Here is a 13,179-nt window from a genome sequence, read left to right as displayed (position 1 = left end):
TATACATGTGTGTCTGAACAAGGCGGCGATGCGTCAAAAGGCGGTGCAAATATCTGTTTTTTTATTCGTAAAGCAAAGGAAAATTGTAACTTTGCTTTTGCAAACTATATTTTTAAACTTTTACAGGTTTTTACTTAAAAACTTCATTTTTACAAATAAGCATGAAAACAGCTTTAATTACGGGTATCACCGGACAGGACGGAGCCTATCTGTCAGAACTTCTGTTGAACAAAGGCTATGAAGTACATGGTATCAAACGCCGCAGTTCTTTATTCAATACTGCCCGCATAGACCACCTCTACCAAGACCCGCACGAAAGCAATTATCACTTTCAATTGCATTACGGCGACCTTACCGATGCCACCAATCTCATTCGCATTATACAACAAGTGCAGCCCGACGAAATTTATAACCTCGGCGCACAAAGTCACGTTCAGGTGAGTTTTGATACACCCGAATATACCGCCAATGTGGACGCACTCGGCACTTTGCGTTTGCTCGAAGCTATTCGCGTATTGGGAATGAAACACAAAACCCGCATTTATCAAGCCTCTACTTCCGAACTCTACGGCGAAGTATTGGAAGTACCTCAGACCGAAAAAACTCCTTTTAATCCGCGTTCACCTTATGCAGTAGCTAAAATGTATGGTTTTTATATCACCAAAAACTACCGCGAACAGGGATTTTATGCAGCCAACGGCATCTTGTTCAACCACGAAAGTCCTTTGCGCGGCGAAACCTTCGTGACACGCAAAATTACACGCGCCGTTGCCAAAATTGCTTTGGGTATGCAGGATAAATTGTATTTGGGAAATTTAGATGCCCAACGCGATTGGGGACACGCCCGCGATTATGTAGAAGCTATGTGGCTGATGCTTCAACAACGCCAACCCGAAGATTATGTAATTGCCACCGGTGTCACTACCGCCGTGCGCGATTTTGTGCGTTTGGCTTTTGCCGAGGTAGGCATCGAAGTAGAATTTTCGGGTAGCGGCGAAAAAGAGCGCGGTGTTGTAGTGGCTTGCCATAATCCCGAATTCAGCATTAGAAAGGGCAGAGTGGTAGTGGCGGTAGATAAACGCTATTTCCGACCTACCGAAGTAGAACTGCTCATCGGCGACCCCACCAAAGCTATGCAGCAACTCGGCTGGAACCCCAAATGCACCCTCAACGATTTAGTAAAAGAAATGATGGAAGCTGATGTTAAACTTTTCCAACGCGAAAAATATTTGATAGACGGCGGACACGAGGTGCAAGTGCATCAGTTTGATTAAAAAATTTCATTGTTTAAGATGATAAACAAAAATGCAAAAATATTTATAGCCGGACATCGCGGTATGGTCGGCTCGGCGATTTTGCGCAAGTTGCAAAGTGAAGGATATTCCAATTTTGCACTGAGCACTTCGGCAGAGTTAGATTTGCGCAATCAGGCGGCAGTACAAGATTTTTTTGATACCGAACAGCCCGAATATGTGTTTTTATCGGCAGCAAAAGTTGGTGGTATTTACGCCAACAACACCTATCGCGCCGAATTTTTATATGATAACTTGATGATAGAAGCCAATGTTATTCCTCAATCTTATAAAAATAACGTAAAAAAACTCCTCTTTTTGGGGTCTTCCTGTATTTATCCCAAATTAGCACCGCAACCTTTACAAGAAGAATATTTGCTCACCGGCTTGTTGGAAACAACCAACGAACCCTACGCTATTGCCAAAATTGCAGGTATTAAATTGTGCGATGCCTACCGCCATCAATACGGCTGTAATTTTATTTCGGTGATGCCTACCAACTTATACGGCACCAACGACAACTACGATTTAGCCAATTCGCATGTATTGCCCGCACTGCTGCGAAAATTTCACGAAGCCAAACAAAACCGACAGCAAAGTGTAGCAATCTGGGGCACCGGAACACCTTTGCGCGAGTTTTTGCATGTAGATGATTTGGCAGAGGCTTGTTATTATTTGATGCTGCACTACAATGAAGCCGGATTGGTAAATATTGGAGTAGGAGAGGATATTTCCATCAAAGATTTGGCTTTGCTCATAAAAAAAATTGTAGGCTACGAAGGCAATATTCATTTTGACAGCACCAAACCCGACGGCACACCACGCAAATTAATGGACGTGAACAAACTACACCAAATGGGCTGGAAACACAGCATTGATTTGGAAGACGGTATCCGCAAAACGTATTATGAAATAAAAGACAGATTTTAAAAATATTATGTTGGAGGTAAATGAAATTTTGAAGGAGTTAGAAGAATTGGGCAGTGAACAAACCAAAAAAATCTACCTGAATCACGGCAGTAAAGAACCGCTTTTTGGTGTAAAAGTGGGCGATTTGAAGCCCATTGTAAAACGTTTTAAAAAAAATTACCCGCTCGCACTTGCGCTCTACGCCACCGGTAATTATGATGCTATGTATTTGGCAGGTTTAATTGCGGACGAAACTCAAATGAGCAAAGCCGACCTCCAACAGTGGGTGCAGGCAGCGTATTGCTATATGTTGAGCGACTTTGCAGTGGCAGTCGTTGCTTCCGAAAGCCCGCACGGCTGGCAGTTGGGTTTGGAATGGATAGAAAGCGACACCGAAATGACGACATCGGCGGGTTGGGCGACACTCGCAGCGTGGACATCGATTCGCCCTGATGAGCAAATTGATATGGCAATGCTGAAACAACTGCTTCAAAGAGTACAAATCTCCATTCACCAAGCACCCAATCGTGTTCGCTACGCTATGAATCATTTTGTGATAGCGGTGGGGACTTTTGTATTGCCTTTGAACCAAGAGGCGAAGGCGGTGGCAACTGCCATAGGAAAAGTAAACGTAACAATGGGAAAAACAGCGTGCCAAGTACCGATAGCCGGCGAATATATCGCCAAAATGGAACAAATGGGACGCAGTGGAAAAAAGCGAAAAATAGCTCGTTGCTAATGCAAAAAATCTTATACAGATGATTATAGAAAAAAAAGCCGCTTTATCAAAAGCGGCTTTTTTATTTTGAAATCAAACTACAACATTAATTCACAACCAAACGGATATTTTTTTGGAAAGAAGAATTTTTTAAACGCACCATATAAATACCTGCTTGTAAATCATTGGTATTCAATGGAATATTTACTTGCGTGTCTGCATTGATTTGTGCATTGAAAATGCTTTTTACCAAACGACCTTGAATATCATATAATTCTATTGTAACCATATCGCTAACAGGAACACTGAAAGAGATATTGGTAAAATCCTGAGCAGGATTCGGGCTGGCGGTCAACTGTGCCAATTGAGCCATTTTGCGCACGTCATTTTTAGCAACAGTATTATTTACAGAAGCCATTGCCGTTGCACCTTTGCGTGCAGTATGCGCGAACTTGGCAGGACGAGTTCCTTGCAAATGATCCATACCACTCACGATTGTATTAGCGGGCAGATTCAAAGATTTGGCTACTGCCGGTAGTTCGTTATTTTCAGGTTTGGGCATCAAAACACCGCCTGTTCCGTTGCAACCATCAATGAAAGCCTGTACAGTACTGCCTTCGTATGCCCAAAATCCTGATAACATAACAATATAACTACCTGCATCATAATCAACAACAGCACCATTGCTTACAGTGGAAACAGTGATAATATTACCATTTGTTTCATAATCAGCGTTAGTTGTTTCTGTATTACTAAGTATATATTCGTTAGGACAACTTCCTGAAAAAGTACCCTGACATATACAGTTGGCATTGACTACATCATTGGTAGTATTGGCATTGCCATCATCGCAAGCATCGCCGATATTGAGGCTCAAAGCAGGACAGTCAGGAGGTGTACATTTAAGTAGTGTAACGTCATCTACAAAAAAGTTGGAATGACCTCCGTTTACTGCAAACTCTTTTGCTCTGAAACGAATAATATGTGTTGCACCATTTGCATAAGGCGTTAAATCTACTGATTTGAGATGCCATGAATTATCGCCACACTCTGCACTGCCACCATTTTGAGAAAATACAGTATTGCCATCTATTTCTACACTGAAAATATCGCTGGCACTATCACAAACTCCTGACAACAACCAAAAATAAAGTGTTGCTGAACTACCTGAAGGGATAACTGCACTTTGTTGCAAGTAAGTGTCGCTCACTTGTCCATAGCCGCCCAACCAAGCACTTTGTGAACCAGTAAGTGGTATATCAGAGCTAACTATAGGATAGATAGTACCATTTGTAATGACTGTCTCTACCCAAAAGCTATTAGAAGGGCGAGAAAAAGTACCATCTCTGGGCTGAGATAATACCGTACAATAAGGTGCAGAACCAATGGCAAAAATATGACGGCAATTACTATCAGTGCCACAGGAAGTACCAGTATTAATCTGTACTTTATAATTGCCGGCACTGCTAGTAGTAAAATTGACAATACCATTATTATGTACGTTGCCAAAAGCTCCGGGTACTAATATATCATCAGGGTCATAAACCGTTACATATGTAGGAGGAGTTATTCCTACATCGGAAGCAAGAGCGTAATTATAATTTTCCGTTGCTCCTACCATAGTAGTAAATTCTCCTGCATAATTACAACCAAATTGATCCCCATTATCACTTATATTTACCCACCAACCTAAGTTCGGTGCCACAGCCGAGCCGAATTCATTAACAGTTAATGGACACTGTGCTTTACTCCATATTGAGGTTAATAATACAGCAGATAGCATAAAGATTTTTCTTTTCATAAGTTTATTATGGTTTTTATTGTATAAAAATAATTAGTAGTTATATGTAGTGAAAGCAAATTAAAATAATTGTATATAAAATCAAACGCATCACTTTTTGTAAAAAAATAAGTTTACAAAGCTAAATTTTTTTTTGATAATTTTATTTGCGGTTATAACCTTTTTATCCACAATTTTACAAATATATCAACATCATTTTTTACAATGAAATATCCTTTTATAAAAACTTGTATTAAGTAATTTAGACTTCTTTCAAAAGTTAATTTTTATCAAGAAGATTAATAATATAGACAGCACAATTTTGATAAAATATAGATAGAGTTATATTAAATTTTGATAGTCCCATACAAAATTTGACTACTTAAAAGTATTTTTGAAAGAAGTCTATTATAAAATAAAAAAAGATTGTACAATTAACGATTGTACAATCTTTTTTGGCAATGTAAATTGTTAAAAGTTATTCTACAACCAAACGGATATTTTTTTGGAAAGAAGAATTTTTTAAACGCACCATATAAATACCTGCTTGTAAATCATTGGTATTCAATGGAATATTTACTTGCGTGTCTGCATTGATTTGTGCATTGAAAATGCTTTTTACCAAACGACCTTGAATATCATATAATTCTATTGTAACCATATCGCTAACAGGAACACTGAAAGAGATATTGGTAAAATCCTGAGCAGGATTCGGGCTGGCGGTCAACTGTGCCAATTGAGCCATTTTGCGCACGTCATTTTTAGCAACAGTATTATTTACAGAAGCCATTGCCGTTGCACCTTTGCGTGCAGTATGCGCAAACTTGGCAGGACGAGTTCCCTGCAAATTATCCACGCTCACGATTGTATTAGCGGGCAGATTCAAAGATTTGGCAGCTGCCGGTTGTTCGTTATTTTCAGGTTTGGGCATCAAAACACCGCCTGTTCCGTTACAACCATCAATAAAAGCCTGTACAGTACTACCTTCGTATGCCCAAAATCCTGACAACATATCTATATATGTACCTGAGTCATAATCAACAACTGCACCGGACTGAATAGTAGAAATAGTAATGATATTTCCATTTGTTTCATAATCGGCGTTGCCGGTTTCGTTATTAATAAGCGTATAATCGCTGGGGCAGTTTCCTGAAAAAGTACCTTGGCATACGCAGTTGGCATTGACTACATCATTGGTAGTATTGGCATTGCCATCATCGCAAGCATCGCCGATATTGAGGCTCAAAGCAGGGCAATCCCACACGATTGGAGTACCGGCACATACACAGTTGGCATTGACTACATCATTGGTAGTATTGGCATTGCCGTCATTGCAGGCATCTCCGATATTGAGGCTCAAAGCAGGACAATCGTAGGTAACTGCTGCACACTTAAAGAGCGTAATGTCATCTAAAAAAAAGTTGGAATTACCGCCATTTACTGCAAATTCTTTTGCTCTAAAACGGATAACATGCGCTGCACCATTCGCATAAGGCGTTAAATCTACTGATTTAATATGCCATAAATCATCGCCACACTCTGCACTACCACCATTTTGAGAAAACACAGTAGTACCATCTACTTCTACGCTGAAAATATCGCTGGCACTGTCGCAAATACCCGACAACAACCAAAAAGTAAGCGTTGCCGAGCCGCCCGAAGGAATAACCACACTTTGTTGTAAATAGGAATCGCTCACTTGTCCATAACCGCCCAACCAAGCACTTTGCTCGCCGGTAAGTGGTAATTGAGTATCAACAATGGAGTAGGTAGTACCACTTGTAATGACCGTTTCAGCCCAAATACTATTGGCAGGGCGCGCAAAAGTACCATCTTTGAGTGCAGGTTGCGCTGTACAATCAGTTGCCGAACCGATGGCAAAAATATGACGACAAGTAGCATCTGTACCGCAAGAAGAACTAGTAGTAACTTGTACTTTATAATTACCTGCACTATTACTGGTAAAATTTACAATGCCGCTGTTATGCACATTGCCGAAAGCACCAGATACTAATACATTGCTGGGGTTATAAACAGTTACATAAGTAGTAGGGGTACTACCTGCATCGGAAGCGATAGCATAATTGGAACTTGCCGCTGCCCCTGTCATGGTGGCATACTCTCCGGCATAGTTACAATCTAATGCAAAAATACCTCCGTCATAACTAATATCTTCCCACCAACCCGGTGTAGGAGGTGCTGCACCCGAACCATAATTATTGCTCGTCAGAGGGCACTGCGCTTGGAGTATTGCTGAGGTCATCAGCATACTTATTAAAGTAAAAATCTTTCTTTTCATAAATACTTTTTTAGTTTTATTGCATAAAATAATTGCTTGTTATTTATACAAAATGAAATAAGATTTTCACAAGTTATAATTTTTTATATAAAAAAACAAAAAAAATATTCTTTTATATGGAGATGATCTTTTTTGAAGATGAAAAAATAAAAAATGATTTTTATAAAATATTTAAAATCAATTATTTATAAAACAAATAAAAAAAGGTTGTACAATAAAAAACTGTACAACCTTTTTATAAAGTAATAGAAAAAAATCAAGTATTATTCAACGATTAAACGCAAAGTTTTTTGGGACTGATTGCTATGCAAACGCAGAATATATACACCTGCCTGTAATTGTTGGGTAGGCAATACTATATTATTTTCTACATTGCCACTTAACCAGCCTTTAAATACAGTTTTTACCAAACGACCTTGAATATCATACATTTCAATACTCACTTCATCATCAGTAGGAATACTGAATATAATATTGCTTGATTCGTGACTCGGATTAGGGCTGGCAACTAAGGTAGCCTTGTTATTAAGGGCATTGGCAGCAGTGTTTTTAGCTGCCATTTTTTTGGCTTTGATGCCCTTTACAGCCGTCATTTTACTTGATTTGTGGAAGTTCGGCGTACCACCCATAGCGGCATCGCTGCTTTGAGTTCCTAAAGATTTAGCTGCTACATCGGGTTCAGGTTTAGGCATTAAAATACCGCCACTACCATTGCAACCATCAATGAAAGCCTGTAAATTACAACCTGCTTTTGCCCAAAAACCTGAAAGCATATCCACATAAGTACCTGCATCGTAATCTACGGTTGCACCGGATTCAATTATAGAAATACTGATAATATTACCATCAGTTTCATAGTCAGCAGTTCCTGTTTCGGTGTTGATGAGGGTGTAATCGCTGGGACAGTTGCCACCAAACGTACCCTGACATACACAATTTGCATTTACTACATCTCCGGTAGTATTGGCATTGCCGTCATCGCAAGGGTCGCCGATATTGAGGTTCAAAGCCGGACAATCATAAGTTGGCGGTGTGCCACAACTTTCCAAGGTTACTTCATCTAAGAAGAAGTTGGAGTGTGTGCCGTTGGTGGCTACTTCTACTGCCTGAAACTTAATGGTGTGGGCAGCACCGTTGGCATAAGAACTCAAATTAACGCTATAACGTTTCCATTCGCCGCCGCAATCGGTACCCGAAGCTGTTTTGGTATAAACAGTAGTGCCATCTACACTTACTGTAAATACATCGTTGGCACTATCGCAAACACCTAATAATAACCAAAAATAAAGTGTTACGGTATTGCCGCTTGGTATAGTTACACTTTGTTCAATGCTGGTAGTACAAGCCTGACCCCAACCGCCGAGCCACGCACTCTGCGCTCCTGCTAATGGCAATAGAGGATCTACTATTTCGGCAGTACCGCAAGTTGTTACATCTGTCCAAGTTGTATTGGCAGCTTGCTCAAATCCTCCGTCATTGATAATATCAGAACAACCACCCGCCGGAGTATAACAATCAGGGTAAATAAAGTTAATGAAACCTTCGCAACCCGAACCATCGGCAGCAATAACAGTATAAGTTTGGGTGGTAGCCAAAGGACCTAAACTGTAAGTACCTGTTGTAGTAATAGTTGCAGACAAAGCCGTGCCTTCTACGGTGAGCGTATAACCACCGGAGCCTACATTGGTAACGCTTACATCAATTTTGTTGGTAGTGCAATTAAACGTAGCAGTAGCGGTTGGTAAAGTACAACCTGCGCCTAATGCCATATATACACTTCTACATTCTGACTCAGTGCCTCAAGAAGAATCGGTATTTACGGCTACTGTGTAAGTGCCACTTACAGGGGCGGTAAAAGTAACGGACTGCGTGGTGCTTACCGGTCCGAAAGCACCGGGTACTAATACACCGGAAGGATTATACACTGTAACATAAGTAGTAGGAGGCGAAGCACTTGCAGTAATGGTGTAGGTTTGCCCTGCAACTACATTAGATACTTCATTATCATCGCCACCATAATTGCAATCAAATCCAAAAAGAGAACTAATCACTACAGGCGTACTGGAAGTTGGAGCATCTGCCTCACCCCATAAGCTACCATTAATAGGGCACTGTGCTTGTACCTTAAATGCTGTAACCAATAGCAGGTATATCAAAAATAGATTTTTTTTCATCATCTCATATAAAATAATTGATTGTGAATAAATAAAATAAATGAGTTAAATAGGGCTTGTTATTTATGAACAGATGTAAATTTAATACTTTATTTACATAATAATATAAAATTCTTTTTAACAAAAATCCTATGTAGGATAGCCGTATAACAGGTGTAAAGATTAATAAATTATCATATAAAATATTTTTGTTTTATAATTTAACATTACTTTATATATGTAATTAATTTATTATTAATTTTTTATAAATAATAAATTTAAAAAACAGAATTACTGTATATCTTTAAAAATAAAATAATAATGCTATTTTGTGATTTTAAATAAAAAAATAATGAAAAAAACACTGATAAAAAACGCCACACTTGTCAATGAAGGTACTATGTGTACAACAGATTTATTAATCGAAGGTGGTTATATCGGGCGTATAGCACCCAATATTGCAACAGTTGGCGATATAGCCTTGATTATTGATGCCGAAGGGTTACATTTATTGCCCGGAGTGATTGATACACAAGTACATTTTCGCCAGCCCGGATTGGTGCAGCACGGCTCTTTTTATACCGAATCCAAAGCAGCAATAGCGGGCGGTGTCACTTCTGTCATTGATATGCCCGACACCCTACCGCCCACTACTTCAACAGACTTGGCAGAACAAAAAATGGCAACAGCGCAAGTGACTTCCTTAGCAAATTTTTCTTGCTATGTCGGCGCAAATAATGAAAATATTATACAGTTACTGAACAATGACTTAACGGATATAGCCGGTATTGTATTGATAGAACAGCTTACCCGCCCCGCTTATGAATATTTATTTGGGCAGTCTGGAGATGCTATCATTGTTGCCGACAGCCGATTGGTCAATATATCGGATATCAACGACCTGATACAGAAATATAGCAGGCGGCTGCATTTAGTTAATGTAAAAAGGGGCGATTTGCCGCAAGAAAAACATCAATTTTTGAGTACGGCTGCTTCGGTAGCTTCGCTATGTTTAAATAAAGAATACCCGCAAGCCGAGCAATTAACGCCTTCCTTGCCCGACCTTCATCAACAAAGCCAACTTTGGAACGCACTATTTGTTGAGCCGGACGGTATTGATATGGTGGCTTCCGAACATGCACCTTACAGCACCGATACCTATATTGCCTTGCCACAAAATGGCAAATGCTATAGTGTCGGTTTTGTACAACATTTATTGCCTTTGATGCTCCGACAGGTACAACTAAGCAATATTTCACTGACACAACTTGTCCAAAAGCTATGTCATGCACCGGCTCAACATTTTGGTATTCAGCAACGTGGCTTTGTGCGTGAAGGCTTTTATGCCGATTTAGTATTGGTTGATTTACAAAAACCCTTTGAAATAAAACCACAAAATATGTACAGTAAAAGCAAATACAGTCCTTTGTTGGGCGAAATTTTACCTGCGTCTATTACACATACTTTTGTAAATGGGCATTTAGTATTTTGGGACGGAGTATTTGATGAGTGTATGAATGGACATCGTTTGCGCTTTTTTCGTAATAGTTAGCATGGTTTTTGTGTCCTTGTTTTGCGAAACATTGATACCATGGCTACAGCATTTAATCTTAACAATATTCAGGCTATAAGCATCGGAACTTTACCGCAAGAGGCGTTAGAGGAGTTTATGTTGATACGAAAGAAGATACATTTGCAATCCGAATTTGATAATCTTGTATTAGAAGAAGTAGAACATTACTACGAGGCATACTTCAACAGCCCTTTTCAAATGATATTTGTGGCACGCTATAAAAACGAAATTATCGGTTATTGCGCGTATCACCGCGAAGAGCGTGAGTGCAGCCAGCATGTGGCATATATAGAAATGGGAGTTTTAGAGGAATACAGAGGAAAAGGCGTAGGCACTGCTTTGGAAAACTGGGTAGAAAATTATGTGATTAATAAAGGTGTGCGCAAATTATTGGGCATTACACTTCAAAATAATATGCTGGGTATCAGTTTTTGCACCAAACTTAACTTTAGAATAGAAGGAAAGTTAAAAAATCATATTCATATCAATGACGAATATTATGATTGTTATATGATGGGCAAATGGCTTAATATATAAATTTTTTTGTCATTAAATTATAAATGTAATAAAGATATAGATAGTGTATAAAGGCAGTATGTAATAATAACAGGCATTCATTCTTTTCATACACAGGTGTTTTTTTAGTTGTTAAAAAAAGAAATAATTTTTCTTCTACCTCATAAGGCTGCGACAGTCTGATGAGGTTTTTTATTTTATAAAAATAATAAGATATTTGGCAACATTTACGGCGATTATCGTTTTCTTTGTCGTGTGCAAAATTTTTTATAGCAAATGATGATGAAAAGAACACATTCTGCCGTTGTATCGTCTGGTTCGCTGCGCTGGCGTATTGCTCAGTGGGCAGAACTGCATTGGTGGAAACGCTATCTACTGCCCAAAAATGTTGAGTCGTATTTGCAGTGGAAACGCCAATATTGGCGGCAGTTGCTGCAACAAATTTCTGTGCCGCTCCCTTTGGAGGAGCCAGACACCAAAGTGTTAGATGCCGGCTGCGGGCCTGCCGGTGTATTTATGGTATTGCCCCACAACGAAGTTGTCGCTTTTGACCCCTTGCTCCAACACTATGCCCACCTGCCTCATTTCAACGAAGCACAATATCCGAATGTACAGTTTTTTGGCAGTACTTTAGAGCAGTTTTATCAAGAGCACCCCCAACGCTACAACATCGTTTTTTGTATGAACGCCATTAACCATGTAGATAACCTCGCTGCCGCTTTCGACAACCTCGCCGCCTTAACGCTGCCAAAGGGATTTTGGGTACTCACCGTTGATGCTCACCGCTATCAGCTACTCAAACCGATATTTCGGCTGCTCCCCGGCGACATTCTGCACCCGCACCAACACCATCTCAACGACTACAACAAAATGATTGCGGCACGCGGTTTTACTATCCTCCAAACACACCTTTTGCAATCTTCCGCGCTTTTTCATCACTATTTGATAGTAGCACAGCGCAATGATTAAAGGTCGGCAGTGTTTTTTTCTTTCGGGGGCTGTTGTAAAACGTGAAATGTAACACCTTCAATAGCTAAGGCAGTATTAGGAAAAATATTTTTAGCCTCCTGCAATAAGGGTTCTAAATTGGAATATTTGGCAGAAAAATGCCCTAAAAGCAACTGTCCTATTTGCGCATCGCGGGCAAATAGTGCAGCTTGTGCGGCAGTGCTGTGCAAAGTAGCGGCAGCCCGCTCGGCGTGTTCGCTCAAAAAAGTAGCCTCGTGATACAACGTATGCACACCTTTCAACTGTGCTATATTATCGGCAATAATAGTGGTATCCGTACAAAAAGCATAAGCCCGCGGTGGCAAGGCTTCGTAAGTAAACTCCTGATTGGATACAACGACACCTTCGGGCGTAGTATAATCACCACCGGCTTTGATATGGGCAATAGACTCAATAGAAAGTTGAAATTCCTCAATTTTATGTTTATGAATATTGCGCCCGCGCATTTTTTCACGGAACAAAAACCCCACACACGGCAAACTGTGGTTCAAAACGATAGTTTCTACACTCAGGTGGTTATTTTCGTAAATAACCTGTGGCGCATCAAAAGCAATTTTGTACCAATATATTTCATAGCCCAAATTTTCCCAGCCGCCTGTTACATTTAAATGCACTTCTATAATATTTTTCAAATCAGCAGGTGCATAAATCCACAAAGGTTTGCTGCGTTTGTTTAAAGCAAAAGAAGTAAGCAAACCTATTAATCCAAAATAATGATCGCCGTGCAAATGACTGATAAAAATATGCTCAACACGACTACGTTTGATATGATACCGCTCAAACTGCATTTGTGTGCCTTCGCCGCAATCCACCAAAAAAAGTTTTTCGTAATGGTTCACCACTTGCGCAGTCGGATGCCTGCCATAAGCCGGTGTAGCCGAGTTGCTGCCTAAAATAGTAACGCTGAATGTCAAAATAATAAAAAAAGATA

11 protein-coding genes are annotated in these 13,179 nt (G+C 39.8%); 6 read left to right on the top strand and 5 right to left on the bottom strand.

All coding sequences use genetic code 11. The features are described 5' to 3' along the window. Positions 1 to 161: 161 nt before the first annotated feature. The 3 genes from gmd to IPL35_06405 are packed head-to-tail and all read left to right on the top strand — an operon-like array spanning position 162 to position 2,940. A complete protein-coding gene (gene gmd, locus IPL35_06415) occupies positions 162 to 1,274 on the top strand; it encodes a GDP-mannose 4,6-dehydratase (GenBank protein ID MBK8443055.1) in 1,113 nt (370 codons plus the stop codon). Between the two features lie 18 nt (positions 1,275 to 1,292). Further along, positions 1,293 to 2,222 (top strand): GDP-L-fucose synthase, encoded by a 930-nt coding sequence (locus tag IPL35_06410; protein ID MBK8443054.1) that lies wholly within the window; start codon positions 1,293 to 1,295, stop codon positions 2,220 to 2,222. Positions 2,223 to 2,232: 10 nt separating this feature from the next. Beyond that, entirely contained in the window at positions 2,233 to 2,940 is a 708-nt protein-coding gene (locus IPL35_06405; GenBank protein MBK8443053.1) for a DNA alkylation repair protein, read from the top strand. An 85-nt stretch (positions 2,941 to 3,025) separates the two neighbouring features. Here IPL35_06405 and IPL35_06400 read toward each other — a convergent pair whose 3' ends face one another. The 4 genes from IPL35_06400 to IPL35_06385 all read right to left on the bottom strand — a co-directional run bounded on the left by IPL35_06400 (position 3,026) and on the right by IPL35_06385 (position 9,154). Then, a complete protein-coding gene (locus IPL35_06400; GenBank protein ID MBK8443052.1) occupies positions 3,026 to 4,720 on the bottom strand; it encodes a T9SS type A sorting domain-containing protein in 1,695 nt (564 codons plus the stop codon). A gap of 457 nt (positions 4,721 to 5,177) precedes the next feature. Beyond that, positions 5,178 to 6,998 (bottom strand): T9SS type A sorting domain-containing protein, encoded by a 1,821-nt coding sequence (locus IPL35_06395; GenBank protein MBK8443051.1) that lies wholly within the window; start codon positions 6,996 to 6,998, stop codon positions 5,178 to 5,180. A 263-nt stretch (positions 6,999 to 7,261) separates the two neighbouring features. After that, positions 7,262 to 8,767 carry a T9SS type A sorting domain-containing protein gene (locus tag IPL35_06390; GenBank protein MBK8443050.1) on the bottom strand — a complete coding sequence of 502 codons (1,506 nt, stop codon included), beginning with the start codon at positions 8,765 to 8,767 and terminating at the stop codon, positions 7,262 to 7,264. A gap of 30 nt (positions 8,768 to 8,797) precedes the next feature. Continuing rightward, positions 8,798 to 9,154, bottom strand: a complete 357-nt coding sequence (locus IPL35_06385) for a hypothetical protein (protein MBK8443049.1) — start codon at positions 9,152 to 9,154, stop codon at positions 8,798 to 8,800. A 349-nt stretch (positions 9,155 to 9,503) separates the two neighbouring features. On the opposite strand from IPL35_06385, the gene IPL35_06380 reads away from it, so the two are divergent. The 3 genes from IPL35_06380 to IPL35_06370 all read left to right on the top strand — a co-directional run bounded on the left by IPL35_06380 (position 9,504) and on the right by IPL35_06370 (position 12,209). Then, positions 9,504 to 10,703: an amidohydrolase family protein gene (locus IPL35_06380; GenBank protein MBK8443048.1), complete on the top strand. Its 1,200-nt coding sequence runs from the start codon at positions 9,504 to 9,506 to the stop codon at positions 10,701 to 10,703. Positions 10,704 to 10,742: 39 nt separating this feature from the next. Beyond that, positions 10,743 to 11,261, top strand: a complete 519-nt coding sequence (locus IPL35_06375; protein MBK8443047.1) for a GNAT family N-acetyltransferase — start codon at positions 10,743 to 10,745, stop codon at positions 11,259 to 11,261. Positions 11,262 to 11,516: 255 nt separating this feature from the next. Next, positions 11,517 to 12,209: a methyltransferase domain-containing protein gene (locus IPL35_06370; protein MBK8443046.1), complete on the top strand. Its 693-nt coding sequence runs from the start codon at positions 11,517 to 11,519 to the stop codon at positions 12,207 to 12,209. On the opposite strand, the gene IPL35_06365 is transcribed toward IPL35_06370, so the two are convergent. Further along, positions 12,206 to 13,165, bottom strand: coding sequence for a ribonuclease Z (locus IPL35_06365; GenBank protein ID MBK8443045.1), 960 nt, complete (start codon positions 13,163 to 13,165; stop codon positions 12,206 to 12,208). The genes IPL35_06370 and IPL35_06365 overlap by 4 nt on opposite strands. Positions 13,166 to 13,179 lie beyond the last annotated feature (14 nt).

The sequence above is a fragment of the Sphingobacteriales bacterium genome (assembly GCA_016711285.1).
Lineage (GTDB): Bacteria > Bacteroidota > Bacteroidia > Chitinophagales > UBA2359 > JADJTG01.
This window is presented reverse-complemented; position numbering and strand designations above follow the sequence as displayed.